Annotated in this window: 35 protein-coding genes; 26 read left to right on the top strand and 9 right to left on the bottom strand. The window is 39.4% G+C overall.

Features of this window, described 5'->3' with window-relative positions:
• The 14 genes from G6554_RS22685 to G6554_RS22625 form a co-directional block, all read left to right on the top strand.
• Nucleotides 1–419, top strand: a 419-nt coding sequence (locus tag G6554_RS22685; RefSeq protein WP_207343143.1) for a phage distal tail protein, incomplete at its 5' end; no start/stop codon positions are given.
• Entirely contained in the window at nt 416–4528 is a 4113-nt protein-coding gene (locus G6554_RS26110; protein WP_166246122.1) for a phage tail spike protein, read from the top strand. The genes G6554_RS22685 and G6554_RS26110, both read left to right, overlap by 4 nt.
• 12 nt (nt 4529–4540) lie before the next feature.
• On the top strand, nt 4541–4822 hold the full coding sequence (locus G6554_RS22675; RefSeq protein ID WP_166246120.1) for a hypothetical protein: 282 nt from the start codon (nt 4541–4543) through the stop codon (nt 4820–4822).
• Between the two features lies 1 nt (nt 4823).
• Nucleotides 4824–4958 (top strand): hypothetical protein, encoded by a 135-nt coding sequence (locus G6554_RS26105; protein ID WP_278187293.1) that lies wholly within the window; start codon nt 4824–4826, stop codon nt 4956–4958.
• Nucleotides 4959–4991: 33 nt separating this feature from the next.
• Nucleotides 4992–5135 carry a hypothetical protein gene (locus G6554_RS22670; RefSeq protein WP_166246117.1) on the top strand — a complete coding sequence of 48 codons (144 nt, stop codon included), beginning with the start codon at nt 4992–4994 and terminating at the stop codon, nt 5133–5135.
• A complete protein-coding gene (locus G6554_RS22665; protein ID WP_166246115.1) occupies nt 5135–5815 on the top strand; it encodes a hypothetical protein in 681 nt (226 codons plus the stop codon). The genes G6554_RS22670 and G6554_RS22665 overlap by 1 nt, the downstream gene beginning before the upstream one ends.
• A gap of 3 nt (nt 5816–5818) precedes the next feature.
• Nucleotides 5819–6253, top strand: a complete 435-nt coding sequence (locus tag G6554_RS22660) for a hypothetical protein (protein ID WP_166246112.1) — start codon at nt 5819–5821, stop codon at nt 6251–6253.
• Nucleotides 6250–6546 (top strand): hypothetical protein, encoded by a 297-nt coding sequence (locus G6554_RS22655; protein WP_166246110.1) that lies wholly within the window; start codon nt 6250–6252, stop codon nt 6544–6546. The genes G6554_RS22660 and G6554_RS22655 overlap by 4 nt, the downstream gene beginning before the upstream one ends.
• A gap of 4 nt (nt 6547–6550) precedes the next feature.
• On the top strand, nt 6551–7522 hold the full coding sequence (locus G6554_RS22650; RefSeq protein ID WP_166246107.1) for a LamG domain-containing protein: 972 nt from the start codon (nt 6551–6553) through the stop codon (nt 7520–7522).
• A gap of 46 nt (nt 7523–7568) precedes the next feature.
• A complete protein-coding gene (locus tag G6554_RS22645; protein ID WP_166246104.1) occupies nt 7569–7856 on the top strand; it encodes a hypothetical protein in 288 nt (95 codons plus the stop codon).
• Between the two features lie 2 nt (nt 7857–7858).
• On the top strand, nt 7859–8125 hold the full coding sequence (locus tag G6554_RS22640) for a phage holin (protein ID WP_166246102.1): 267 nt from the start codon (nt 7859–7861) through the stop codon (nt 8123–8125).
• Between the two features lie 54 nt (nt 8126–8179).
• The gene (locus G6554_RS22635; protein ID WP_166246099.1) at nt 8180–9193 is read left to right on the top strand and encodes a peptidoglycan recognition protein family protein; all 1014 of its coding nucleotides are present in this window, start codon (nt 8180–8182) and stop codon (nt 9191–9193) included.
• A gap of 224 nt (nt 9194–9417) precedes the next feature.
• Nucleotides 9418–10320, top strand: a complete 903-nt coding sequence (locus G6554_RS22630; protein WP_166246095.1) for a DUF6731 family protein — start codon at nt 9418–9420, stop codon at nt 10318–10320.
• Between the two features lie 5 nt (nt 10321–10325).
• Nucleotides 10326–10871, top strand: coding sequence for a hypothetical protein (locus G6554_RS22625; protein ID WP_166246092.1), 546 nt, complete (start codon nt 10326–10328; stop codon nt 10869–10871).
• Nucleotides 10872–11283: 412 nt separating this feature from the next.
• Here the strand turns inward: G6554_RS22625 and G6554_RS22620 are convergent, their stop codons facing one another.
• From G6554_RS22620 to G6554_RS22605, 4 genes are all read right to left on the bottom strand, one after another.
• Nucleotides 11284–11520: a hypothetical protein gene (locus G6554_RS22620; RefSeq protein ID WP_166246089.1), complete on the bottom strand. Its 237-nt coding sequence runs from the start codon at nt 11518–11520 to the stop codon at nt 11284–11286.
• A 102-nt stretch (nt 11521–11622) separates the two neighbouring features.
• Nucleotides 11623–11877, bottom strand: coding sequence for a hypothetical protein (locus G6554_RS22615; RefSeq protein WP_166246086.1), 255 nt, complete (start codon nt 11875–11877; stop codon nt 11623–11625).
• A gap of 11 nt (nt 11878–11888) precedes the next feature.
• Nucleotides 11889–12215, bottom strand: a complete 327-nt coding sequence (locus tag G6554_RS22610) for a hypothetical protein (RefSeq protein ID WP_166246084.1) — start codon at nt 12213–12215, stop codon at nt 11889–11891.
• 2 nt (nt 12216–12217) lie between these two features.
• Nucleotides 12218–12613: a helix-turn-helix domain-containing protein gene (locus tag G6554_RS22605; protein ID WP_166246082.1), complete on the bottom strand. Its 396-nt coding sequence runs from the start codon at nt 12611–12613 to the stop codon at nt 12218–12220.
• 200 nt (nt 12614–12813) lie between these two features.
• Here G6554_RS22605 and G6554_RS22600 point away from each other — a divergent pair, with 200 nt between their 5' ends.
• The 6 genes from G6554_RS22600 to G6554_RS22575 all read left to right on the top strand — a co-directional run bounded on the left by G6554_RS22600 (nt 12814) and on the right by G6554_RS22575 (nt 16936).
• Entirely contained in the window at nt 12814–13059 is a 246-nt protein-coding gene (locus tag G6554_RS22600) for a hypothetical protein (protein WP_166246049.1), read from the top strand.
• A 106-nt stretch (nt 13060–13165) separates the two neighbouring features.
• Nucleotides 13166–13573 carry a hypothetical protein gene (locus tag G6554_RS22595; RefSeq protein ID WP_166246080.1) on the top strand — a complete coding sequence of 136 codons (408 nt, stop codon included), beginning with the start codon at nt 13166–13168 and terminating at the stop codon, nt 13571–13573.
• A gap of 1 nt (nt 13574) precedes the next feature.
• Nucleotides 13575–14225: a M23 family metallopeptidase gene (locus G6554_RS22590; RefSeq protein WP_166246078.1), complete on the top strand. Its 651-nt coding sequence runs from the start codon at nt 13575–13577 to the stop codon at nt 14223–14225.
• A 1-nt stretch (nt 14226) separates the two neighbouring features.
• Nucleotides 14227–14424 (top strand): hypothetical protein, encoded by a 198-nt coding sequence (locus G6554_RS22585; RefSeq protein ID WP_166246076.1) that lies wholly within the window; start codon nt 14227–14229, stop codon nt 14422–14424.
• A complete protein-coding gene (locus G6554_RS22580) occupies nt 14421–16793 on the top strand; it encodes a type IV secretory system conjugative DNA transfer family protein (RefSeq protein WP_166246074.1) in 2373 nt (790 codons plus the stop codon). The genes G6554_RS22585 and G6554_RS22580 overlap by 4 nt, the downstream gene beginning before the upstream one ends.
• Entirely contained in the window at nt 16778–16936 is a 159-nt protein-coding gene (locus tag G6554_RS22575; RefSeq protein WP_166246072.1) for a hypothetical protein, read from the top strand. Before G6554_RS22580 ends, G6554_RS22575 begins: the two co-directional genes overlap by 16 nt.
• Nucleotides 16937–17169: 233 nt before the next feature.
• On the opposite strand, the gene G6554_RS22570 is transcribed toward G6554_RS22575, so the two are convergent.
• Nucleotides 17170–17721 carry a GNAT family N-acetyltransferase gene (locus G6554_RS22570; RefSeq protein ID WP_166246070.1) on the bottom strand — a complete coding sequence of 184 codons (552 nt, stop codon included), beginning with the start codon at nt 17719–17721 and terminating at the stop codon, nt 17170–17172.
• A 178-nt stretch (nt 17722–17899) separates the two neighbouring features.
• Between G6554_RS22570 and G6554_RS22565 the strand changes: the two genes are divergently transcribed.
• Nucleotides 17900–18364: a flavin reductase family protein gene (locus G6554_RS22565; protein ID WP_166246068.1), complete on the top strand. Its 465-nt coding sequence runs from the start codon at nt 17900–17902 to the stop codon at nt 18362–18364.
• A 137-nt stretch (nt 18365–18501) separates the two neighbouring features.
• Nucleotides 18502–19293 (top strand): ABC transporter ATP-binding protein, encoded by a 792-nt coding sequence (locus G6554_RS22560; protein ID WP_166246066.1) that lies wholly within the window; start codon nt 18502–18504, stop codon nt 19291–19293.
• A gap of 96 nt (nt 19294–19389) precedes the next feature.
• Here the strand turns inward: G6554_RS22560 and G6554_RS22555 are convergent, their stop codons facing one another.
• Nucleotides 19390–20019, bottom strand: coding sequence for a LysE family translocator (locus tag G6554_RS22555; RefSeq protein WP_166246064.1), 630 nt, complete (start codon nt 20017–20019; stop codon nt 19390–19392).
• A gap of 283 nt (nt 20020–20302) precedes the next feature.
• On the opposite strand from G6554_RS22555, the gene G6554_RS22550 reads away from it, so the two are divergent.
• On the top strand, nt 20303–21190 hold the full coding sequence (locus G6554_RS22550) for a FixH family protein (RefSeq protein ID WP_166246062.1): 888 nt from the start codon (nt 20303–20305) through the stop codon (nt 21188–21190).
• Between the two features lie 92 nt (nt 21191–21282).
• Nucleotides 21283–21531 carry a hypothetical protein gene (locus tag G6554_RS22545; RefSeq protein WP_166246061.1) on the top strand — a complete coding sequence of 83 codons (249 nt, stop codon included), beginning with the start codon at nt 21283–21285 and terminating at the stop codon, nt 21529–21531.
• Nucleotides 21532–21613: 82 nt separating this feature from the next.
• On the opposite strand, the gene G6554_RS22540 is transcribed toward G6554_RS22545, so the two are convergent.
• Together G6554_RS22540 and G6554_RS22535 are read right to left on the bottom strand one after the other, a co-directional pair.
• Nucleotides 21614–21862 carry a hypothetical protein gene (locus G6554_RS22540; RefSeq protein WP_166246059.1) on the bottom strand — a complete coding sequence of 83 codons (249 nt, stop codon included), beginning with the start codon at nt 21860–21862 and terminating at the stop codon, nt 21614–21616.
• A gap of 7 nt (nt 21863–21869) precedes the next feature.
• Nucleotides 21870–22061 (bottom strand): hypothetical protein, encoded by a 192-nt coding sequence (locus tag G6554_RS22535; RefSeq protein WP_166246057.1) that lies wholly within the window; start codon nt 22059–22061, stop codon nt 21870–21872.
• A gap of 179 nt (nt 22062–22240) precedes the next feature.
• On the opposite strand from G6554_RS22535, the gene G6554_RS22530 reads away from it, so the two are divergent.
• A complete protein-coding gene (locus G6554_RS22530) occupies nt 22241–22756 on the top strand; it encodes a hypothetical protein (RefSeq protein WP_166246055.1) in 516 nt (171 codons plus the stop codon).
• On the opposite strand, the gene G6554_RS22525 is transcribed toward G6554_RS22530, so the two are convergent.
• Entirely contained in the window at nt 22757–23149 is a 393-nt protein-coding gene (locus G6554_RS22525) for a hypothetical protein (RefSeq protein WP_166246053.1), read from the bottom strand.
• Nucleotides 23150–23350: 201 nt separating this feature from the next.
• Between G6554_RS22525 and G6554_RS22520 the strand changes: the two genes are divergently transcribed.
• Nucleotides 23351–24460 carry an AI-2E family transporter gene (locus tag G6554_RS22520; RefSeq protein ID WP_166246051.1) on the top strand — a complete coding sequence of 370 codons (1110 nt, stop codon included), beginning with the start codon at nt 23351–23353 and terminating at the stop codon, nt 24458–24460.
• The last annotated feature ends 225 nt before the right edge of the window (nt 24461–24685 follow it).

Genomic DNA, 24685 nt, shown 5'->3' with positions numbered 1-24685 from the left:
AAAAAGAAGGGAACGTCTTTACTGCAAGAATGGCACGAACTAGAGGAGAAGGCGGTCGTGTGGAAGAAGAGATATCATACAAGTTTTTGGACACAGCTGGCTTATTTACCCGGAGCGTTGCCTCTGTGGCAGTTTGTTTTATGAAATACGGAAACAGCCCAACTTTGAACCGGAATAGAGCGCAGGAAGTGTTATCCCAGCGCATCAACCAGCAAACAGGAATCCCTTACATCGTCCAGCCGGGGGACGTGGTCGAAATTGATCACAAGACAAACGATATACGAATAAACGGCGAAACTAGACTGATTAAAACATTCGGGTCTAGTTTTTTTAATTTGAAAAAAGGTGCTAATAACATCATGGTGCAGCCTGCCGATGCTGTTACAGCAAAAGTGACTTGGAGGGAGCGGTTTAAATGATCCATATCATTGACGAACGGACAGATGATATTTTAGCCGTTCTTTCCGAGGCAGATTTTTATAATGATGAGCATTTCGAGGATTTAAAAGGTGTAGAAACATTTAAGTTTTTTATGCCTGCTAACCATACAAAGGCGGGCTTTTTAACCTCTCGCAGACGAATCGTGATACCAGGAGAGGACGGGGAATTTAAAGAATTTATCCTGACTGAGCCTTATCTAATCAATAATACAAAAGAGTTTTACACAATGGGCTCTTTTGTGGATTTGAGAAAACAGAAAGTAATTGATCCAATAGTGTTAGATGGCCAGACACCATCCACAGCCGGTGATTATGTCCTTAGTGGTACTCGTTGGCAAATAGGAATAGTCGAATTTACCGGATTAAGGACCGTTGAATTTACCGAACCTTTGGACGCTTATGAGGCTATTAAAACGGTCGCCCAACTATTTGGTTTAGAATTACGTTTCCGAGTCGAAGTTGCCGGAAGCAAGGTAGTTGCCCGTTTTGTCGATATGATCCAGCGCAGGGGGGAGCTGTCTGGTAAAGAGGTTGTTTTTGGCAAGGATATTGAAGGGATAGAGCGCAGGGAAACTTCAGGAGAGTTAGTCACTGCGCTTAAATGCTATGGCCCTGTCCATGATGATGGTACCCGGCTAATGGTGATTGTGGAAGACCAAGAAGCCTTCCAAAAATGGAATGATGAAGGTCGCCATCTTTGGGGCATTTACGAACCTCAAACAGAAAACAGTGACATGACTGAGAGTCGATTAAGATCGCTTGGAGAAATCGAATTATCCAAAAGAGTAACACCTCAAATCCAATACTCGCTTAAAACGGTTGCCCTTGAGCATGTTTTTGGACTGCAGCATGAAAAAGTACGGCTCGGAGATACAAATCGGGTCAAGGATGAGGACAAAAACCCTCCAATTTATTTAGAAGCCCGGGTTCTATCTGTGAAAAGAAGCATTAAAAATCGCTCACGCAAAGAAGTGGAATATGGCGATTTTATTGAATATAGCAAAGAAGACATACAGGCTGAATGGAAATTACTACAGGAACAATTTAAGACGAAACTTGCCGAAATGAGGCCTTATACATGGATTAAATACGCCGATACTCCAACAACGGGTATGAGCGATAATCCAGATGGTAAAAAGTACATGGGGATTGCCTATAATAAAACTACTGCTGTTAAATCATCAACCTATGGCGATTATCAATGGTCATTGATTAAAGGTGACAAGGGAGACCAAGGTGTCCCGGGAGCAAAAGGTGACCCGGGTTACACTCCTGTAAAAGGCATAGACTATTTCGACGGGAAGGACGGCCAAAACGGGCAGTCCTCTTTTTTATGGATACGCTATAGTCAAAATGCAAATGGCAACCCGATGACCACCGATCCAACTGGTGCAAAATATATCGGGATTGCTACAACTACCACAGGCACCGCTCCTACAGGTTATGCCAGCTATACTTGGTCACTCATTAAAGGTACAGATGGCATTAAGGGGGAGACGGGAGCGGACGGTAAAACGTCTTATCTCCATATCAAATACAGTGATAATGGCACGGCCTTTACCGCAAATAATGGGGAAACGGTTGGGAAATATATCGGGACTTATGTGGATTTTACCGAAGCAGACAGCAATAACTTTAGTGCCTATACTTGGAATAAAGTCCGTGGGGAGGATGGCTATACTCCGATCAAAGGTGTGGACTATTTTGACGGGCAGCCCGGACAAAAAGGTGCAGACGGCTCAAGCAGTTTTTTATGGGTCAAATATAGCGTAAATGCTAATGGTAACCCTATGACAGATACACCTGCAGGTGCTTTATATATCGGCGTCGCAACCACTACCACTCCTAGTGCACCATCGTCTTATACGGCTTATAAGTGGACCCTAATCAAGGGTACCGATGGAGTACCTGGGGAAAAGGGATCTGATGGTAAAACAAGCTATCTCCACATTAAGTACTCTAATGACGGTGGTACCACCTTTACTACAAACAGTGGTGAGACTGTTGGCGAGTGGATTGGAACCTATGTGGACTTTACTGCCGCGGACTCCAATAGTGTAGCTGCATATACTTGGAATAAGGTTAAGGGCGATACTGGCCCTCAGGGTCCTAAGGGTGACACAGGTGCTCAAGGGCTACAGGGATTACAAGGACCCAAAGGCGACCAAGGCATTCCCGGAACTAAGGGAGCCGACGGATTAACCTCGTACACACATATCGCCTATGCTACTAACTCAACTGGTACAACTGGTTTTTCTGTTGGGGATTCTACAAATAAAACCTATATCGGGATGTATGTAGACTTTAATGCAACGGATAGCACAGACCCTAACAAGTATAAGTGGACGCTTATAAAAGGCGCGGATGGTACACAAGGTACACCGGGAGCAAAAGGGGCAGATGGTTTAACTCCTTATTTACACATTGCCTACGCAACTAATGCCACGGGTACAGCTGGATTTGATACAGTCGTTTCGACAGGCAAAACCTATATTGGTACGTACACGGATTATACGGCTGCCGATAGTACGGATCCTTCTAAATATTCCTGGTCTTTGATTAAGGGGGACAAAGGAGATACCGGTAGTCAGGGACCTCAAGGCCCTAAAGGAGATACTGGTCCGGCTGGTCAACAAGGAATTCAGGGACCACAAGGACAAACCGGGAGTCAGGGGCCGAAAGGAGACACAGGTGCAACAGGTGCTACGGGTCCAAAAGGTTTGGACGGTGACGAAGCTATTCTTTTCGGTAAAAACTCTAACTTTTCTGATTGGACAGGTACGTTACCTACAGGGTATACAGGACAAACAGGTGTAGCGCCTACAAGGGTTACTTCTGATAACTCGTCGGGTAACGCTGTACAGTGGGTAGTGGCTGCTGGAGCAAATGCTTATATGAATAAGGCAATGGTTACTAACGTTGCCTATAGTCAATACCTTTACGTAGAAATAACATTTAAGTTAACCTCAGGAACTATTGATGGTGCTGGTGTTCTTATCAGAATGGAGGCAACGGCTGATAGTGACACTAAGATTGACTTTAAGAACTATGTTGCTTCACCTACCCTTAATCAATGGTATACAATCACTGAGATTATTAAACTACCTTCTGCTAGTGTTCCATCCGGTTATGCAGGATACACCATATTTCCTATGGGTGGGTGGACAGGCTTCAGGGCTATCACAGCTAAGACAATTCAGTTTGATACTGTTAAGGTTCGTCCTGCTACAGATGGTGAAAAATACGGTTTTGAAAATGGCCTAATTGTTAATGGATGGGTTAAAACAGGAACGGTAGAAATAGATGGCGGTAAAATTGCAGCCGACAGTGTTACTTCTAGGGAAATATTCGTAAATATGCTCTCAGCACTTTCAGCGAATCTGGGTTCTATCACAGCTGGATACATTACAGGAGTCACTATGAATCTAGCTGGGGGTAAATTTACCGTAGATGCTAACGGAAATGTTTATTTCAAAGGAGATTTAACAGGAGCTTCCGGAACTTTCAGTGGCGATATATCAACATCAAAGGATGCAAGGGTAGGCAATAATATTTATGTTGGTGCTACTCCAACCACTACACCACTCTCTATCTTAACTAAGGGAATAGAATTTTTCGGGAATACAGGACCGACTGGTGGTGCCCAACTATTTGCACGTACTGGTGGGACGCTAGGGGATACTGTCAGTGGTAGTTTTGAAGGGTTTGATGAATTTACCATTCAGCATCTTACCGTGGATGATTTAAATGTAATAAATGGGATAATTCAGCCAACAGTATCTTCAGTATCATTTTTAAATGGATGGACGAATTATGGATCTGGTTATCAAAATATAGGGTACTACAAGGGTAAAGACGGCCGGGTGTATTTTGAAGGTGCAGCAAAAGCAGGAAGTATGGGTTATGCTATGTTTCAACTTCCTTCTACAGGGGGACTTCGCCCCAGTGCAAGACGGTACATGAGAGGAAATGGAGCTTCCGGAATAATAAGAATAGATGTAGATATAAACGGTTATGTATTTGTTATGCCAGATTATAGTGCCACAAATGCTCTGATTTCCCTTGAAGGAATTTCATTTAGGCCGTAAGGAGGGAGTTAATTGCAGTATTTCCGGGTTAATGAACTAGGGAAACCCATAGATGTCCTAGAAAGTAATGAAGACAAGGATCCCATGGTTCTGGAAGGATGGACAGATTCCTTTTATGATCCTATGTATGATTTTGAAAATGAAACATGGTTTGAGGGCATGAGCGAAGAAGAGATTGATCTGATTAAAAACACTCAGCAGCAACCATCTGAATTAGAGACGATAAAACAAGAAAGTCAATTGAACGCAATGGCCATTATGGAACTAACAGAATTATTACTAGGAGGAATGTAAAATGTCAGCATTAGCGATGTTGTTTGCCACCTATATCATGAGGGGATTAAAACAGTATTCAGACGTACCTGAAATGTTAAAACCTCAAGTGAAGCAAATTTTAGAAGATGAAGGATTAGGGCACCTAGCGGTTTAGGTGCTTTTTTATTTGAGAAAAGAGGTGATGGGCATGAGAGAAGTCTTTGTAAATGTCGGATTTCGGAAACTCAAAGGTGTCATTGTCGGTGAGGAAAATGGCAAGTATATCATCGAGCTGGAAGACAAAAGCCGAGTTATTGTGGAAGAAGAGCAAATTGAAGGGGATGATAATTAATGCCTAATTTTGTGTATTTGACGCTTGATACAACTTCTCCAGCTAATCCAAGCTTATCAATTTTGGGCGGGGCTACCTTTGCTACAGCACAATTAGTTGACCTCACGATAGGCACGACAGACAGCGATAAGTCCGGGTATCAAATGAAAGTATGGGGCGATGTCGATACAGCCTATGATACTAATATTAAAGCCACAGATGCGTTGTCTACCTGGATTACTTTTAACAATAGCAAACAAGTAAAATTGTCCGCAGGTGACGGGAGTAAGACCGTATACGTTAAGATTCGTGACGATGTATACAACGAATCTTCCATTGCCAGTGATGGAATTACACTTGATACGTCCATCCCGACCGTTACAGTGACTAATCCTGATGTCAATAAAATATCGAAAATGGCGGGGAAAAATGAATCGTCCTTTACTTTTACCGTTGATAAGCAATTCGGCGAGTATAAAGTTAAGGTTGTATCGTCCACAGGTGCGGCGGAGTCCACAGGAGCAACGATTGGCACAGCAAACGGCTCAACGAATACAAGTGGCAATGTTGGCAGTTATCCTGCTGGTACACCGATCACCGTTAAGATTACTGGCGTAGATTTAGAGACAGCATCGAGCGGGGACGGGCAGAAAGTAATCAAGGTATTTGCTAAAGATATGACGGGCAAATGGAGCTCGTAGTATATGAACTACATCCTTTTAGAACTCGACACCACAGCCCCAACATTAGAAATATACGCGCCAAACTACACCACTCGGAGCGCCTTAACACCCGTCACCATCCAAGCCAACGAGCCTCTATCAAGCTATCAAGAGGTTTATATTGTGGATGCGCTCGGTGGCAGGCACGACCTAACATTTGCCCATGAGGATGACAACCTTGTGGGTTATTTATCTTTAAACGGCTATCCGCTTGGTATAGCAACCTTGTATTGTCGATTGATGGATACAGTGGATAATCTATCATCCTTGTATTCTCATTCGTTTAGCATAATGGAGAGCGAAATTTTAACAGCGGAAATGAGTCTACAATTTATGGATAATGCCATGCAAGTGCAAACCATGAATCAAGATTTCCAAGTGAACACCATGAAAAATGAAATGGAAGTGGTGTCATGAATATAACCGTCATTGCAGGTACGGCTATAAGAGCAGTAAACACATTTTACAATTTCGATGGTAAGCCACAAGACCCACAATTGGTTAAGTTTAAAGTGTATGATAGGTCGTATAAATTGCTCGAGGATTACATTTTATCGGATGCCAATAAACTATCAGAGGGCAAGTATTTCTATGATTATGCGACACCGGATGAGCCTTATAAAAGTATTATCCTTGAGTTTTATGGTGAGATTGCAGGCAACAAGACCATCGAGCGCAAACAGATTATCACCACGTTTATAAAGGGGTGATAGTATGTCAATAGTAACGGACGGTTTAGTTGGGTATTGGCATTTTGCGCAAGGGGTTAGTGGTTCTACTTGGGAGAATATTGCTCCTGCTACAAAAGGACAGTACAACGGGACGATTAACGGAGTGTTTAAGCAAAGTGATGGGATGTATTTTGATGGGGTAGACGATAAGGTTGTCGCAACCAACTTTAGCGCTCCTCAATCTATTACTGTAGACTTGCTCGTAAAGAGACAATCCAATAAATTTAGCTATCTACTCTGTTTTGACAATGAAACGATTGGTACCGCACTAGCCATCGCATTCGCTAGCAATTCAAATGCACTACAAATATATTATGGTATTAACACTCATACTGGGACTGGTAGCAAAACTACTACTACTTTAGTACCATTATCCACTTTCGCTTTTGTAACTCTAACATTTCAAAGAACAACGGGTAACGCGTACCTAATTAAAATTTACGTTGATTCAGTCTTTAAAGAACAGTTTACATCCAATCCCGAAGTAGATTTCCTCAATTATACGTATGTGACGTTGGGGATGATAAGGAGTGGTTATTCTCCTTTCCAAGGGGGAGTAGCTTTTGTACGTCTTTACAATAGGGAGTTAAGCGCCTCAGAGGTTTTACAAAACTACCAAAACGGTTCTAGTGTTGGACTAGATTCAGAACCACCAGTAAGCACACCACCAGCCGTCACAATCGTATCAACATCTCGGTCAAAACTTAGCGATGAAGTCGGAATGAATCAATCCATCATCACGTTTAAATTCGACCAAGATGTAACCGAATGGCGAGTACGAGTCTTAGGCATTGACCCGAATACAGGCACATTAGCGGATAGCGGTGGTGCGGTTGCGGCGAATACGAATATTACAGCAAGCGTAGAATGGAACGAGCTGTATCAAGAAGGACAAAACAGGATTAATATTTATGGCAAGGGCAAGGATGGGAGTTGGACAGCTTACAGTAGTTAGGAGAGTCTTTTATAAGGCTCTCTTTTTATTTTGAGGAGGATGGTAGATGGACTTACAGTGGGGATTTTTAATTGCAATAGCTGGCTTACTTTTAAGCTATCTTACGTACCAATTTAACAAACAAAAAGAGACTAAAACAGATACACGCCAGGACGCTGAGATTAAAGCCCAGCTTAATTATATAAGCAAAGGCGTAGATGAAATTCGACTCGATCAAAAAGCAAGTGATAGGAAAATCGGCGAACTCAGTATCCAGGTTGCGAAAATCGACGAATCAAATAAATCTCTCCACAAACGTGTGGATTCTTTGGAAAAAGAAAGGAAGGCTGATTAAGAATGGATAAAGCGAGCATTGCAAGGTTTTTAGTTTTAATTGTAGCGGTCATTAATTCGGTTTTAAATCTCCTAGGCTATCAGACTATCAGCGACGAGTTAACCAATGATCTTGTGGCAGTTGTATCGGGTGCAATCATGTTGTATGCAGGATGGCGTAACAATTATTTAAGCAAAAAAGGGTTGAAGCAAAAAGAAGTATTGGAAAGCCACGGGTTAGTCAAATCCAGCTTTAATGTAACAAAATCATACGAAAACGACGGGAAATAAGCTGCACTGCGGAGTGGCTTTTTATTTTTAATTTAAAAGGAGATGTATCAAGTAATGAATATCAATCAACGATTTATCCCAGCATCCAATACAAAAACACGTCCTGGAATCAAAATGGCACCTACTCATATTACAATGCATGAAACAGACAATAACGCAAAAGGAGCCAACGATGAGGCCCATGCTGGATTACAAGCCAATGGTAATTCACGTGAAGCATCGTGGCATTATCAAGTAGACTGCGACTCAATTTGGCAGTCGCTTCCGGATAATGAGGTGGGGTGGCATGCAGGAGACGGACGTGGATCAGGCAATATGAAATCAATTGCCATTGAAATCTGCGTTAATTCAGACGGTAATTTTGTTCAAGCCGTTAACAATGCCGCATGGTTAGTTCAGTACTTGATGAATAAGCATAATATTCCTATTACAAATATTGTGCAACATAATAAATGGTCAGGCAAAAACTGTCCACGCCATTTGCGAGCTGGGGATTGGGGCGTTAATTGGGCTGATTTTATCAATCTAGTAAAAGGTGTACAGCCTACTCCTTCCACAGTGGATCCCATTCCGGTTGTTAATAAGCCGGTACCTGCAGCAACGACAACTTTGCTTAAAAAAGGATCAAAAGGTGATGCTGTTAAAAAGTATCAACAGGATTTAATAAAGTCCGGAGAGCAACTACCACGTTATGGGGCTGACGGTGATTTTGGCCAAGAAACCGAGGATGCTACAAAGGCATTCCAAGCAAGGCATAAATTATCTGTGGATGGCATTGCGGGCCCTAATACTTTAGCGAAACTAGCGGAAGTGTTAAAGCCGAAAACGACTCCTGTAGCATCAGCAAAGCCTGCACCATCAACAAAAGACATCGTACCTTATCCAGGACATTTGATTAAGCAGGGGAGCCGTGGTAAAGACACAGAACGTATCCAGCGGGCTGTAGGAGTTAACCCTGATGCCATTTATGGTCCTAAGACAACGGCAGCTGTTAAGGCTTACCAATCTCGTCATGGTTTAGCAGCTGATGGTATTGTTGGTCCTGCAACCTGGTCAATGATGTTTTAAATGTGAAAAGCCCCTTCTCGTTTGAGTTGGGGGCTTTTTGACAAATATCGCCATTAACTAGTCAATTTCGACCATAAAGGCTATAATAAATAAAAAAAGACATGCAGGTTGTCCAAACATGTCATCAAATAATTGGTTAATTTAATTATATAATAGTTTACATTTTTGTGCTATTAATTTTAAATAAAGATGAGTGTTTGGTCTCCTGCTAAGGGAGGCATTCTATGATTACCAAATACGTTAATTTTGATTATTTTCATGTTACCTGTAGGCCAAAGGATTCATTACCAGCAGTACGGGATGTACCATTCGATTTAAGGGCGATTTTTTCAATTCTAGAGAACAAAGAACTTGTTGAAAGAACAGTGCAATATAAACAAGAACAAGCAAGAATGGAACACTTTTCCTTTATGGCACACACTCAAAATCTTTGGGATATTTATTTTACAAGATTAAGAGATTTTAATTTACCTTCTAAAGCGAAAAAAAATTCAAAATCTGTACCAGTAAATTTGGATGATGATGAATATATAGGGGAGAACGTATCTGCAATATATGATCAATCTTGCAATATTATCATGATTCAAAGAAACAGATATAGCTTAGGCCCCTCTGCTATTGAAGAATACTTCAATCAGTTTTGTGATCCAAATGAAGAAATTAATTTACGTCCTATTTATGTTTCTGACATGCAAACTAGAGTAAAAAGTGCAGATTCGGTCAGGAAGTTAAGGATTAAATTTTCAGATGTTAAAAATGCCAATGAAAATGTTACAGGCGATTCATTAAAGAAGTGGTTAAACATTTTTGATGATTATGATACTATTGCTGGGGAAATCCTTTTAACTGTGGGCAGAAAAAGAAAAGCGACCCTGGGCGGTAATTTAAAGGGGCTTGTAGATGAAATCTATGAAAATCAAGATTTAGTAAGTCATGCTCAAGCAAGTATAAAAAAGACCGAGCTTGCTGATAATGAAGTTATCGACTTATTCAATGATAATGCGCATGATATAGCTACATTTCAAGTACCTCCACGAGCTGTTTTAAATCATGAGGCTGTCATATTGGAAATGGAAAAGCTATATAATGCAAGAAGAGTGCAATTACTCAGATTAATTGGGAGATGACAAAAATGGGAAGATTACGAGATAAGGCTTATCCATACATTTTTGGGGTAGTAATAATGGGTATTGCATACTATTTCCAGTTGGATCCGACCATTAAAGGATTTGATAATGTTTTAGATGGACTAATTTCGTTTTCTTCCATTGTACTTGGATTTATTGCAGCTTTATTAGCTATAATTCTTAGTATTTCCAAAAGTCCAGTAATAAACCATCTTTACAATTATACTTCTTCCGGTGGTACAGTGGACGGTAAAACTTTGCTTTTTGGTTATTTTCGTTCATCCTTATTTAGTGGATTTTGCACAGTAATATTCTCAATATATATGTTTATTATCGCAAACAAAGAAAGCATAAACACATATGAAGAAATATTTACATGTATTTGGATTGGAACGACTGTAATTTTTATTTGCACTGCATATAGAATTGTATCTATCATAATGTTTACCTTGTTTAAACACGAATCGCAACAACAATCACACGAACAAGTTACACAACCAGAAAATGACTATAGTCAACTTCAGGAACGAAATACACGGATTATTGATTAATTTAAAAATATCCCTTCTCATTCGAGAGGGGCTTAAATATGTTCCCAGGTCTTCCTTAACACTACATCACATATGGTCGGGCGCTTTACTCCATACTTTTCCGCAAGTTCGTGCGGTGCTCCTAGTCTTGGTGGTAATCAGTAAAAGCTTCTGATATTCCTTACTTATTTTAATAATTTTTGCAGCAGTTAATTTAGCGCTTGTGTTTCGTTCTCCGATTTTAGTTACCCTTATTTTATCACTGTATTCAGGGGTTGTTCTTAGTAAGCATGCTTCTGAAATTTGCCTGGCTCAGGAGGAATATGTATTAAGATAATCCCTAACTTTACTTTGTTGTACGTTCAAAGCTCTTGCGACCATCCGAGTGGACATTTTTTCCTCGTAATATAGTTGCACGATCTCCTTCAATAACTCAGTGTCCATTGTTTTCTTCCGTGGCTTTCTTAAGTCTAAACGTTGCCATTTCCCTAGCCTGTTCTGGTGTGCTGCCGTAGCAATTGATAACTGTCGATCTCCCATTTGATGCAGCGGCTTTGTATCTCCCTCCTAGATCCCACACAACATATTTAATTTTTCCGCGTCGATAATAATAAAGCCAATACCAAGATTCCCGTACCCACCACGGTAATAACAGCCATATTGTTTTCATTTTCACTCCTCGCTTTCATTACTAAAATTCGACAATATTTGTTAGTTACCTATTGGTTGGTATGGCAATTTTGTGCCAAAATAAAAAGACCCTATAAAGGGCTCAAAAAGGTAGATCGTCAGCAGCATAAAAAGCTTTTAATTGTTCCTGTTTTTCTAACTCCAAAACAGCCTCGGTTATATCTTCTTTTTCGACTAAAACCTTTTCTAATTCTCCGCCGTATGGCAATCGTTTCTGGATCCACTTCCAAAAATCTAAAGCGGCACGTTCTTTGGATTTACCGCGGAGTTGGATTTCAGCTCGCTGATATGATCTACTCCCAGAGGATGTGTAGTGGATATGGATGATAACGGTCATGGTGTGTGCTCCTAATTCCAATTAATAACAGTCAGTTTTTTACACTTTGGACAAGTAAAGTTTTCGGCTGTCTTGAGTATCGGTTGATGCTTTTTACAATGTGGGCATTTTACTTGTTGTTTACCTTGTGCAACGTAGATTAGACCAAGTGACATAAAAAATAATCCGATAGCTGGAAGTATACCAATGATGGTTAAAAACAATAAACATGAAATAAACATACCCAATCCACCAAATGTAAATGCAAAAACTTTTCCTATTCCACGTGCAGTACTATCTTTTTTTCGTTCGATATTGATGATAAGCGTTTCGTTGCTGATTGTGTTACTCTGGTTCACGCTCAATTCCTCCTATAAAATGATAATTTTTCTTCTATTTCTTTAATTCCATTTGGTCCTAAGCCTCGCAAACGAGTCAGATCAACTAATGATAACCCACTAACAGTATTTATTCCGTTTCTCATCAATATCAATTCTACTCGCCTTGATAGTTCTAACACTTCAATGTGCTTTAATAATGGATCCTTTTCCTCATCATCTTCCACACTGTACAACTCATCTACATACACGCCAAATAATGCGGCCAAGTCATACATTTCTGGGGCCGATGGATAACTCTTGCCGGTACACCAATTGGAGATGGTATTGCGAGACTTTTTATATCTTTCCATCAAATCTTCTCTTGAATATTTGGATTTATCGATAAGCCAACCTATGTTACTTTTTATCTTTTTCATTGTTTTCACCCATATTATATGTTCGATATTTCGTGTTCAAAACCCTTTCATAATTTAATTTCAAAATTTCACAATTAAATTTGGATGGGACAGGCAATATCTAGGCAAACGCACATATAGTATATTAACCAGCTAGTAACTAGTCGTTAACCAGTTAATGGCTACTATCTAGTTATTAACCAGTTAGGAGGTAGTTAGCAATGAGCAAAAAAATTATCAATAAATCGGTTAGCTTTAATGTGATAGACCCATTTCAAAGGCAGATGAAAGATTATGCTGACCAATACCCTAATTTCTCAGCTTACATCAAGAGGCTTATCCAAAGGGATATGGAGGAGGGGACAAAGGTTAAAAGCATTAAAAAAGCGCCTGCACAGCCAAGTGTAATACAAGGCGGTACAAACGCTTTTACTGGATTTGTTTTAGGGCAGAATCAGGCCAGGTAGCCGACGCGCTCTTACGTCAGCTTATGCCGTGATTTTAAATTTAATGCGTGTCTATGCAGTTAGGAACCAAAATAAAGTTTGACTAAGATGAGCGGAGGTTTGACTAATGAAAACAGAGGTTATGTCCATCGGTCAGTTTTTGCATAAAGAAAAAGAACCTTTCTCCATAAAAGTTGAAAGGCATTTTAAAAAGTATGGGACCATCTATAAAGTAGCTGGAGTGACGATTATCCTTTTAACAACTTTAGATATTACTGCTTTCGCGAGTAGCGGAATTGATACTGAGGCACGAAAACTTTATAAGGAGCTGCTTGGCATTGGCAAATGGATCATCGTGTTTAAAGGCGGGTTTGATATTTTGAAGAAGTTATCTAGCGAAGATGTTGACGCGGCAAAGAAGTCTTTTTTCGGCTACTTGTTAACGTATCTGTTTTTATTGGGGTTGCCATATGGGCTAGATAAAGTGGATGGTATCTTTGATAAAATCTCCACACCGACAACTGGAGGGATGTAAAATGAAATTTCGATTATCCGGTCAATTTGGGGAACTCTCACCAGTCCGCAATTGGCAGCCGCATAGCGGCATCGATGTAGCTATGCCTGAGGGAACGACTCTTAGGTCTATAGCTGGCGGCGTAGTTGATAAAGTGTTTGACGGATCCGGAGCCATTGGTAAAGGATTATCCGTTAAAATGCCCGATGGTACTCGAACGATCTATGGTCATCTTAGCGAGGTAAAGGCAAAGATAGGGGAACGTGTTTCATCGGGAGAAATCATTGGGCTAAGTGGAAATACAGGAAATTCTACGGGTCCACATTTGCATTTCGGAATGAAAGATGCCGGTGGTCATGTAGTGGATCCAACACCAGCAACAGATAATTTAATTAAAATGCTAAACAATGATACTGGCGAGACACATTTTGGTTTAATAGGAGAGCTTTTTAAAAACGGTACAGAAGGGGTTAGGGAGCACGTCAAGGAGGTCACTACTGAAGCTCTGTTTGGCATATTTGATGCTTTAAAGGATTTGCTTTTAGGTGCAACGCTTATGGGTACAGGTGTATGTATTCTGCTTAAAGTGTGTGGCTGGCGGGATGGCGGTCGATGGGCTGGTGTGTTGATTGGGGTTAACATTCTTTTGAAATTTTTGTTTGGAGGGGTTTAATTTGAACAAGAAAATAGTTGTTCATTATCGGAATGGTTATGGGCTTAATTTTAATAGGAAATTTGAAAGTGCCGCAGATTATCTCGATTGGAAACAAAGTCAGGATTCGGAAAATTGGAATACTAGAAATGAAATTTATCTTGAATTAATAAAGGTAACTACCCAATGGCTCCCGTTAGATTGGAGGGGAGTATTGTGAAATCTTTAAAACTAAGCGAAATTGTCCGAGTCAATAAACCAGAATACATCTTCCTAAAACTAACTCCTAACAATTCGATCCGTAATCAATCCACCCACAAAATCGCCAAATCCATCGCATCCATTTACCGTAACATTACCCACAATATCAAAAAAGAAGATGCCAAGGTCATAAAGTTTATGAAAAAAGAATTCCTTTTCGGAACAAAATACAGCCTTGAAATGAATTCAAAGGTCAGCTATTACGTGTATATCGAAAAGAAAAAGGTGGAGTTTTATTTTGTGATACCTAAACAGCACCTTACTTTAATAAAGGAAAAGATTAGTGACAGCTGGATGAATATTACAGTCAAAGAAGTTCAGTCATTGCCGGACTTTTCAGAGACGGCAACCAAGTACCAGTTGGTGTACTCGAAAGAAAATGCGCTTAGTTTGGCAACAGATAGAAGAAATGATGATCTGCTTCGCTCCAAACTAAATGTTGTAGATGTCATGGAAGAAGGGGATAAGGTAGGAGTGTTTTATAACTTTATCCCTACCACGCAGTTTAGCTGGAGAAGTTCTTATGAAGCGACTATTCGGAAAGTAAAACGAAACCTGCCCACAGATAGAAATAAAGTGGGAACGGCTTATATTTTAAAGATGCTGATTGGGGTTGTTTCCGGTCTGTTTGATGATCTAGGAGAAGTTATGGCAGGTGGTAAGAAAAAGGGCGAGGAGCACTTATTTGAGGTACTTATCGAACGGCTCAATGGCGGAAAAAAAATCAGTGATGCTACAGCAAAAAAGGCAACGGCCACTGTTTTAAATGCTCAAATTGTGGTTATGAGTGAGAGCCAGGATAAGTTAAGGCAGCGTAATAATGCAAGGAGCCTTGCACAGTCCTTTGAAACGATTACAGAGGATAATAGATTAATAGCCAAACCATACAAGAAAAATATAGATTATACGGCCTATTCGTTGCCGGCAGCTGAGGTAAATAAAATAGGAGACGAGGAGGCGCAGAACTTTATCAGCTTAGCTGGCCGGGATATTTTAGAGAGATATAACTTTATCGAGAAGGTGGAAACGCAGGAGACACAGGTACCGGAAGAATTACAGAAGGGTATTATGAGGATTGGAGAAAGCACATACCGCGGCCACAAGCAAAACGCTTTTCTTTCCACTGATAAGGAATTCAAGTATCTATCCTTAATTCTTATTGGTCCCAATCGGGCTGGAAAATCGACTTTAATTGGAAACCTTTCGTTTGACACTGTGAAGGTGGGTGAATGTACGATTATCTTTGACTATATCGGTAATTGTGAATTAAGCGATGAAGTGGCAGCTCTATTCCCAGGAGAGAAACTCTTGAATGTTGAATGTGATGATTTTGAAAAACTACAAGGTCTTGGTTATAACGAAGTGGAAGTAAGCGATGATCCTTTCATCCAGTATGACAATGCCAAAAAGCAGACTACTCAACTAATGACATTGGTTAATTCCATTAATGCTGCCGAAACGCATTTATCACCTAAGATGGAGAGATATTTAACCAGTGCAGCACTCGTTGTTTTTATTACCGGCGGTAGTATAAAGGATGTTTTCCAAGTCCTACAGACCCATACCGCAAGACATAAATTTTTAAGAATGGTACCGAAGAGTCAATATGAAAATTTAGAGGAGTCGATTACCAGCCTTTTAGAACTTGATGATTACGATAAGGAAGATAATTTAAAGGGCACAAAACTTAACCTCATTGTCGGCATTATCGACCGTTTAAATAAATTAAAAGCAAATACGTATATGGAATTAATGCTTAAGAAATCCACGAAAAATAACTTTAATTTGGTTGAGGAAATGCAGAAAAGCCAGCTAATTTGTATTCGGATGCCGGAGCATATGTTTACTACAGATAATGAAAAAGATGTTTATACAACCTACTGGATGACGAAGATTTGGATGGCTTTGCAGATGAGGAAACGGAAGTTTAAGGATGACCGGGATAAGATGACAAAGGTTAATCTGGTCATTGACGAATTGTATCAGGTGGAAAACACGGAGAAATTCTTGACCACCAAACTAAGTCGTTTGCCTAAATTTAATATCAAACCTATTCTTAGTTGCCACTATCTGAACCAAATTAAAACAATACGGCCGGAGCTTCGAAGTGCCAGTGCCAGCTACATGTTGATTGCTGGCTGTGACAAGGAAAACTTCAAGGAGCTGCAGGATGAACTAAAACCATATACACTTGAGGACTTAATGAACCTCAAACGATTCCATTCGCTGAATTTAATAAAAACAAAAGATGGTTACGGACGCTTTATCACTAAGTTGCCAGCGCCAGTCAGCGAGCAAAAGGAGGCAACCGTATGTCTAAGCAAATAACCATCTATTGGTGTGATTTCTGTGGATCAGAGTTTGCGACTTTTGCTCATTTTCCAGTGGATATTATGCCGTATTGTGTTAACTGCAGTAATGATGAGGATATAACACGTTTAGGTTATGCTGAAATTAAACCAGGCTCATAGTCGCACAGACTACGAGCTTTTTTAGTGACTATAAGTGACCAAAAAGTGACCAATGGAAGAAATTAAGGTAAATTTAAAGACTTTTATTGACAGCTAAAAACATTTTCGAAACAATTAAATACTGTTAAATCAACATTGTGACACCTCTTGATTTTCAATGACAGCGAACATATAGGAAGGTAATACTTCCTAGTTTTTTTCTTTTTGACGAAGAATGAAAATAGCCAGGAGATTTACTCTTGGCTGTTTTTCCATTCCTGCTGTAAAAGTGATAATACATATGTATCGTGAAATTGCTCATTTTGATGAATGTAACCGCGAAGTATTCCTTCCTTCGAAAAGCCAAGCTTCATAAGTAAATTGACGGATGCCTCATTTTCAGGATAAACCACTGCTCCAATACGAAATAAATCTAATTGATTAAAACTAAAGCGCAGTACTTCTTTGATGGCCTCTGAGGCAAAGCCCCTCTTCCAAAAAGCTGGATGGAGTTCATACCCGATCTCTGCACGTTTATTTTTCAGATGTAATGCATTGAGACCGACTGTGCCGATGATTTGTTGGTTTTCTTTTAACTTAATTCCCCAACGAAGCCCTCGTTTATCAAGGAAATTCTTGTGAAACATATCTATTAATCTTGATGCTTCCGCTGGCAAAATAAAGCGATTGGTACCGTAAAACTGAGTCACTTCCTCTAATGATAAAATTTCATATAATGGCTCAACATGTTGATGAGTTAATTCAATTAATTTCAATCTTTTTGTTTCTAAAAGTGGAAAAGCCATGGCAGCTCCTTTCATAAAGACCCTTAGTCAGATTCACTTTTGAGGTGTGAAAGTTTTAGAATTCTTTATTCTCAGTTTATATTGGTAGTAAAGAAATTTCCATATTATTATTTATTTGTAGCTAATATTCAGATAATATAGAAGGGATACTTAGGTGTTTGAAAAGGAGGTAAATGAAATGGATGATCGTCAATTTCGTCATGCAATGGGTAAATTTGCAACAGGGGTAACAGTCATCGCCACAGAGGTAGATGGAAATGTCCATGGAATGACGGCGAATGCTTACATGTCTGTGTCACTTAGTCCACAACTTGTTGTAATCTCAATTGCAGAAAAAGCACAAATGTTGGAAAAGATTAAACAAAGCGGGACATTCTCCGTCAATATACTGTCGGCTGACCAAAAGGAGCTATCAATGGTCTTTGCGGGACAGTTGAAGGATCACGATGAAGTGGTGTTTGAACGTCTTCAAGGAGTCCCGGTATTACCTAATGCATTGACACAAATTTCCTGTGAGGTCACAGCTGCACATGTTGAGGGTGATCATACACTATTCATTGGGCGTGTTACAGACATTTATGTGAGTGATGCTGAACCGCTAATTTATTATAGTGGAAAGTATCGTCGCTTGGTGAAGGAGTAATGGAGAAGTAATCCAATATAGATAGTTTAAATGGGGTTCTTTATTTTTTTTGGAGATATTTAATGTTTAATTTTCTGAAAAGTTTGATACTATAAAAATATAAAAAAACCCTTCTGAAGATAGAAAGGAGCCATAAAATGGTTGTACAGCTTGAAAATGTCTCATTAAAACGTGATGGAAAGTGGATTTTACAGGATATCAATTGGAAAATCCAAAAGGGGGAAAATTGGGCTTTGTTCGGCTTAAATGGCTCTGGAAAGACCGCAATATTAAATTTACTAAATGCCTACAACTTCCCGACTAAAGGGAAAATAGCGATTTTAGGAATGGAATTTGGGAAAACATATCTTGGGGAAAAACTTCGAAAACGGATTGGCTTTGTATCATCCTCGCTGCAAGAGAGGTTTTATCCAGGTGATAACGCATTTGAGGTGGTTTTAAGTGGTGCCTTTGCCTCTATAGGATTGTATGAAAAACCAACGGATCAAATAAGGAGTAAGGCAGTAAGCCTGCTTCAGAACCTTGGATGCATAGAATATGCAAACAGAAATTATGAAACGTTGTCTCAAGGGGAAAAACAACGTGTCTTAATAGCAAGGGCTTTAATGCCGGATCCATTACTGCTAATTCTTGACGAGCCCACAAACGGACTTGATTTTATTGCACGCGAGCAGTTGTTAGAGTCCATTGACAGAATGGCAAACAGCCCTGGTGCGCCCACATTGATTTACGTCACCCACCATGTTGAAGAAATATTACCTGTTTTTAATAAAACACTATTACTGAGAGAGGGACAAGTTTTTTCGAAGGGAAATACAAAGACCATGATAGCAAGCGAACAGTTGAGTTCATTCTTTGATCTTCCTGTTCAAGTTTTCTGGGAAAATAATCGGCCAATGCTATCAAAACTTCAAACAATAGAACAATAAAGACAAAAAGGGACTTCCATTGAAGTCCTTTTTACGTGGTGCCTGACACCATTTCTACTCCTACCATTGTGCAAATAATGCTCTTGCTACCCTCTATCAATGTGATTTTTCAAGGGCTAGTTTTAGACCAAAGCCAAGTAGGGCTATCCCGGTTATTCCTTGAACAACTTTTTGAGTGGACGGCTTTTTCATAAATGCGCTGATTTGATTAATTAAATAGATAAATAGAATGAACCAAAAAAGCGTAAGCACTGTATAGGTGATGCCCATAATTAGAAAGGGAAAAAAGGTGTCACTCCCTCTGTCCACAAATTGCGGTAAAAAGGTTAAAAAGAAGATGGCAACCTTTGGATTCAGGAGATTGGTGAGAAACCCTTGACGGAAACATGATTTTTTCCCGTATTTATTTTCCCCATTTGTGTCAACACTCGCCGCCACTTCACCGCTTCTTAAGGACCACAATGTTTTAAAGCCAATGTACGCTAAATAAATAGCACCGGCATATTTAAAAATAGAAAATAATAATGCTGATTTTACAATAATAGCAGAAAGACCGACAACGGCTGCAAAGGTGTGAATCAATAAAGCGCAACACGTTCCAAAAAGGGTCTTCATGCCGCCAGACCTGCCGACGGTAAGTGTATTTTTAGTAGTCATCGCGGTATCCGGGCCAGGTAAAATGATGAGAAGAATACACATCAGGATAAATAAGTAAAAATGCTGCATAAGCACAACCTCCTTCGGATTATTCTGAAAACTCCATTTTTATTAATTTAACATATATGGAATCGTTCGTGTAGATAAAGAAGGTTTTTTAACAAAATAAAAATAGAAGTACGGATGTGAAAAATAATTAGTATAGTTCGTTAAGAGATTCATGACAAGTTTATGAATCTTTTTATATGGAAAGATAAATCGTGAACAACTTCACAGATAAACCAATGATAGAGGGATATAGTGAAATGAGTTGGAATTAACTATGCGGGATTGTTGAAAGGTTGGTTTTTACATGAAAAAAATATCTATTTTCATCATAAGTCTTCTCCTCGTATTTGTTGCCGCTGGCTGCGGGGCATCAAATAATGTAAACGTAAAGCTCTCAGCACCAAAAACGTTTACTCCCGGAAAACCATATGCCATGCAAATTAAAGTTACCGATAAGGCGGGTAATCCCGTAAAAGGTGCCAAAGTAAGCGCTAATTTGAATATGAAAAATATGGATCATGGAACCATTTCTGTTACCGCAGAAGAGATTGGTGATGGAAAATATATTGGAACGGCAGATTTACCGATGAATGGCGACTGGCTAGCAACTATTCTCGTCGAACATGAGGGTGCTAAAGTTGAGGAAGAAAAACAGTTTTCGGTTGAGGTAAAAACGGCAGAAAATGCTCATAAGGTTTCAAAAGATGTCACAATGCCCGATTTTAACTTAAGCGATGAAAAGGGGAACAAAGTGTCCAAACAAAATCTCTTGGGAAAAACAGTGGTATTGACCTTTACCTATGTGAACTGCATCGATCCAAATGCTTGCCCAATATTATTGGGCAATTATAGTAACCTGCAGCAGGATCTTAAAGCGAATGGGAGTAAGACAGATAATCTCGTACTTGTTTCTGTGTCGCTTGATCCAGAAAACGATTCACCTGAAGCAATGAAAGAGCATGCACAGAAAATGAATTTTGATATGTCCTATTTAAAATTGCTTACGGGGGGCATGAATGATATTCAAAAATTGACTGATGCATTAGGGGTACATTTTGAAAAACAAGGAACGGAAGTAATTCATGATAACAAGACATTTATTTTTAATGAAAATGGAAAGCTGACACATGAATTCACTGGCAGTTATATTGACCGCAATGAATTGCTGCAAGTTGTAACCGCAAGCAATTAGGAAAAACAGCTCCCGTTTTTCTTGATTCTTTCACCGAAAAAAGCCAAACACATAAAATGGTTATAGCAGGGGAAAGGATAGGGGGAAATAGGGTGCCTTCCGTAATTAATTTAGGTGTATTGAACGTTAATACACCACAGCAAAACTCAGCCGTTACTGTTGGCCAGTCAATTGTTACCGGGATGGATGCCAACCGGAAATACAATTTGGCATTTGGGGGTACATTTGGTCTGTTTAATATAGTCTCAATGAATGTAGGAAATAATATCGACAGTTTAGATGGCATTGATGGAGTAATCTTGGATCAGGATTTCAAGCCAAATTTAGGCGGGAATATCTAAAAGCTTTTTATAGCCATTCAAAGCGAGGAGTTTCCCCTCAGTTTAAATGGCTTTTTCTGTACATAAAGAAAAACCCTTTTACTTAAGGGTTTGGGGAGGTATTATTGTGGTTCCCTTCCATTTGAGAAGGGTCATGATGTGTTAATGAGGCGGTCGAATGAGAAAAGTTGTTGTTGTCACCGTGAAGATTGCCTAATCCTTGATAATGTTTTTTATTACTCTTAAAGTCCTCAATGAAGTTATTTCCAATACTAAAGCAAGATGCTGCTTCAATGCTTCCGATTTTGATGGTGCCGATATGAAATGTAGGAGAAAGAATTGGGGATGCCACGTATGATTCAACCTCCCTTCACTTTGTTGGTAATCCAAACACTTTGAGTTAACTTATTTTTGCTTCCCGTTAGGCTTCCAACGACCTCATTTACGCAAGTTTCATGATGAAATTGTTTAATGGTATTGGTTTTTCCAATAAAAACACCTGAAGATTTCCCGATTTTTGAAATGGAGATATTCTCTAAAGAAAGTTTCATCTACCGATCATCCTTTTTTGCCAAAAATAATAAAACATCACTGAGGCTGCCGCTTTCTTATTAGCCTATTCAATTTCCTGGGCGAATGATACAAATATTTCTCTGTTATCTGTCGGCATCACAATGCCAGGGCTCCAATCATAAGGTAATGTAAGAAAAATGGTAAATGGAGAAATGTGGTGAAGAGAATGATTCAGTCATTTGAATTTAAATTTTCCGGGAATATTAATGTCCAGTCCATGGAGCGGCAATCCGGCATTTTTATAGGTGAACGAAATAATGCTGTTGGCTGGAGTGCTCATGGCAAAGTAAATCAGGTTATTGGAGAAATAGGGGGACAATCTAATCTTCTTTATCAAAACGTATCCATTTTAAATGACCCGGATTATATCGATACCCCGATTGATGATCGTGACATCAATATTTCGTTTGAAGATCCGGGTGCAGAAAAGACATCAAACCTTACATTCGATAGTGTAAACGTCAACACAATGCTGCAAAATGCGATGGTATCGATTGGGGAAGGACATATAACCGGTATGGATGCAAACGAAAAGGTGAACCAAGCACAAGGAAGTACGTACGGGAATCAAAATCAATTATTTTGTAATGTAAATATAACCAACGATAATGATACGGTGGATGCAATTATTGAGGATGCAGATGTAAAAATCGCCAATGTCAACCAGGAATGATTAAAGTTCGCTATGAAAACGAAAGCCTTTCTCAGTCTGCGTCATTTTTTGCTGTGGGGCCATGTTTTCCTCTGCAGCCTCTTTTTTTGTACTTTCTTTGTCAATTTTCCCGAGAAGTGAAACGGCTAAGTCATCGGAGCCGGTTATATTTGTTCCAATCAGTAACTTCCCGCTTAACTGATCAATTTCGATATGATCTAAGCGAAAAATAATATTTTCCAAATGATCAATCTGAACATGTTCAAGATGAATATTCTTTCCGTTTGCAGTCGATTCTTGCGGATGCTTTTCCAAAAGCTCAATCATCCGGTCTAATTTTTCTAAAATCAGAGAGTTTATTTTTTCATCTTTTTCCTTTGCTTTCTGCCTTTTTAAAGAAAAAAATTTAAACATAAACTCCCCCCTTTACGAAAATGTAGACTACCTCATTCTTAACTATATGAAGGTGGGGCTGTTCTTATTCGGTAAGCTGAACATAGCAAAAAAGGGGTTGTTACCCGAAGAAAGCGTCCTTTTTACAATGGAAAATATTGTACCTGATACATTGTGTTTGATATACTTTTAACAAATACATAAGAATAAGAGGTAGCTATTTTGCGAAAGTCAAAATTACAATTCTGGCTGATTCAAATCTTACTTTTCTTCACCATCATTTTAGTCTCAACAAAAATTTCATTTTTATTTGCACCGATTGGCATTTTTTTCTCCACGATATTCTTTCCGATTTTAATTACAGGCTTCCTATTTTTTATGCTGAATCCAATTGTGAATTTCCTGTCACGGCGAAAAATACCAAGGATTGTCGCTATTCTGATTATTTATGTTGTATTTGCAGGAATCCTAGTTTTAGCCATTAGTAATTTGGTGCCCGCTATTACCAAGCAGATAACAGCCCTTGCTAATGAAATCCCAGGCTATGCGGATAGAACCATGAAGTTTGTTGATAATCTGGCGCATTCTTCTGAGTTTAAACGATTTATGACCCAGCAAAGCGATCTGATCGAATCAATGCAAAAAAGATTAATGCAGTTTGGAAACACACTCCCTAACCGAATTACAGGCGCTATTGGGAATATATTTGGCGTCATTGCTAATATTGCGATTATTTTAGTCACTGTTCCCTTTTTATTATTTTACATGTTTAAGGATGGACACAAGTTCCCTAAAGCGGTAGGGAAATTTATTCCGAATGTGTACAGGGAGGAAGGCTTATCTATTTTAAAAGAAACTGGGGAGACGCTTTCGGCCTACATTCAAGGTCAGGTGACAGTAGCTATTGCTGTAGGGACACTTGCGTTCATTGGCTATTTGATCATTGACATGCCCTTTGCGCTCGTTTTGGCTCTAACGGTGGCCTTTACCAACATCATCCCATATGTCGGCCCAATTATTGGCGGCGCACCTGCAGTATTAATCGCACTCTTTGATTCCCCGACAAAGGCCTTGCTAGTTGTGGTGGTAATAGTCATAGCACAACAAATTGAAGGGAATGTTTTATCACCGCTTATTCTTGGCAAAACCCTAGACACGCACCCGGCAACCATTATTATTATTTTGTTAGCCGCTGGAAACCTTGCTGGCGTGCTTGGAATGGTATTAGCCGTCCCAACCTATGCCGTATCGAAAACAATTGTTTTAAATGTGGTGAAATTTTTACGGGCGAGGAAGAGGGCAGCTAATAGTATAGTGGAGGAGAATTGTTAGAATACTTTATAGGAGAAGTCGAGGCAAGGTTTCAAAACCTTGCTTTTTCTCTTACTAGCATTTGAATGATAAATGGAGGAAAGATCACATGACAAATTCAAAATATCTACCATTATTTGCGTCGTTCAAGTGGATGGTTTCCAGGTGTAGAATAAGTAAATTGAAGTTGAATCATTTAATTAACCCCAAATATATTAATTTTCAGAATAATAGATTGACACTATG

This window comes from Bacillus sp. MM2020_4 (assembly GCF_011250555.1).
GTDB lineage: Bacteria > Bacillota > Bacilli > Bacillales > Cytobacillaceae > Neobacillus.
Note: the sequence above shows the minus strand (reverse complement) of the source record. Positions and strands in the feature narration are given on the sequence as shown.

What these genes read in the sequence shown, in the direction of transcription:
- G6554_RS26110 (WP_166246122.1), top strand. Translation starts at nt 416, where the DNA reads ATGATCCATATCATTGACGAACGGACAGATGATATTTTAGCCGTTCTT.
- G6554_RS26105 (WP_278187293.1), top strand. Translation starts at nt 4,824, where the DNA reads ATGTCAGCATTAGCGATGTTGTTTGCCACCTATATCATGAGGGGATTA.
- G6554_RS22670 (WP_166246117.1), top strand. Translation starts at nt 4,992, where the DNA reads ATGAGAGAAGTCTTTGTAAATGTCGGATTTCGGAAACTCAAAGGTGTC.
- G6554_RS22665 (WP_166246115.1), top strand. Translation starts at nt 5,135, where the DNA reads ATGCCTAATTTTGTGTATTTGACGCTTGATACAACTTCTCCAGCTAAT.
- G6554_RS22660 (WP_166246112.1), top strand. Translation starts at nt 5,819, where the DNA reads ATGAACTACATCCTTTTAGAACTCGACACCACAGCCCCAACATTAGAA.
- G6554_RS22655 (WP_166246110.1), top strand. Translation starts at nt 6,250, where the DNA reads ATGAATATAACCGTCATTGCAGGTACGGCTATAAGAGCAGTAAACACA.
- G6554_RS22650 (WP_166246107.1), top strand. Translation starts at nt 6,551, where the DNA reads ATGTCAATAGTAACGGACGGTTTAGTTGGGTATTGGCATTTTGCGCAA.
- G6554_RS22645 (WP_166246104.1), top strand. Translation starts at nt 7,569, where the DNA reads ATGGACTTACAGTGGGGATTTTTAATTGCAATAGCTGGCTTACTTTTA.
- G6554_RS22640 (WP_166246102.1), top strand. Translation starts at nt 7,859, where the DNA reads ATGGATAAAGCGAGCATTGCAAGGTTTTTAGTTTTAATTGTAGCGGTC.
- G6554_RS22635 (WP_166246099.1), top strand. Translation starts at nt 8,180, where the DNA reads ATGAATATCAATCAACGATTTATCCCAGCATCCAATACAAAAACACGT.
- G6554_RS22630 (WP_166246095.1), top strand. Translation starts at nt 9,418, where the DNA reads ATGATTACCAAATACGTTAATTTTGATTATTTTCATGTTACCTGTAGG.
- G6554_RS22625 (WP_166246092.1), top strand. Translation starts at nt 10,326, where the DNA reads ATGGGAAGATTACGAGATAAGGCTTATCCATACATTTTTGGGGTAGTA.
- G6554_RS22620 (WP_166246089.1), bottom strand. Translation starts at nt 11,520, where the DNA reads ATGAAAACAATATGGCTGTTATTACCGTGGTGGGTACGGGAATCTTGG.
- G6554_RS22615 (WP_166246086.1), bottom strand. Translation starts at nt 11,877, where the DNA reads ATGACCGTTATCATCCATATCCACTACACATCCTCTGGGAGTAGATCA.
- G6554_RS22605 (WP_166246082.1), bottom strand. Translation starts at nt 12,613, where the DNA reads ATGAAAAAGATAAAAAGTAACATAGGTTGGCTTATCGATAAATCCAAA.
- G6554_RS22600 (WP_166246049.1), top strand. Translation starts at nt 12,814, where the DNA reads ATGAGCAAAAAAATTATCAATAAATCGGTTAGCTTTAATGTGATAGAC.
- G6554_RS22595 (WP_166246080.1), top strand. Translation starts at nt 13,166, where the DNA reads ATGAAAACAGAGGTTATGTCCATCGGTCAGTTTTTGCATAAAGAAAAA.
- G6554_RS22590 (WP_166246078.1), top strand. Translation starts at nt 13,575, where the DNA reads ATGAAATTTCGATTATCCGGTCAATTTGGGGAACTCTCACCAGTCCGC.
- G6554_RS22575 (WP_166246072.1), top strand. Translation starts at nt 16,778, where the DNA reads ATGTCTAAGCAAATAACCATCTATTGGTGTGATTTCTGTGGATCAGAG.
- G6554_RS22570 (WP_166246070.1), bottom strand. Translation starts at nt 17,721, where the DNA reads ATGGCTTTTCCACTTTTAGAAACAAAAAGATTGAAATTAATTGAATTA.
- G6554_RS22565 (WP_166246068.1), top strand. Translation starts at nt 17,900, where the DNA reads ATGGATGATCGTCAATTTCGTCATGCAATGGGTAAATTTGCAACAGGG.
- G6554_RS22560 (WP_166246066.1), top strand. Translation starts at nt 18,502, where the DNA reads ATGGTTGTACAGCTTGAAAATGTCTCATTAAAACGTGATGGAAAGTGG.
- G6554_RS22555 (WP_166246064.1), bottom strand. Translation starts at nt 20,019, where the DNA reads ATGCAGCATTTTTACTTATTTATCCTGATGTGTATTCTTCTCATCATT.
- G6554_RS22550 (WP_166246062.1), top strand. Translation starts at nt 20,303, where the DNA reads ATGAAAAAAATATCTATTTTCATCATAAGTCTTCTCCTCGTATTTGTT.
- G6554_RS22535 (WP_166246057.1), bottom strand. Translation starts at nt 22,061, where the DNA reads ATGAAACTTTCTTTAGAGAATATCTCCATTTCAAAAATCGGGAAATCT.
- G6554_RS22525 (WP_166246053.1), bottom strand. Translation starts at nt 23,149, where the DNA reads ATGTTTAAATTTTTTTCTTTAAAAAGGCAGAAAGCAAAGGAAAAAGAT.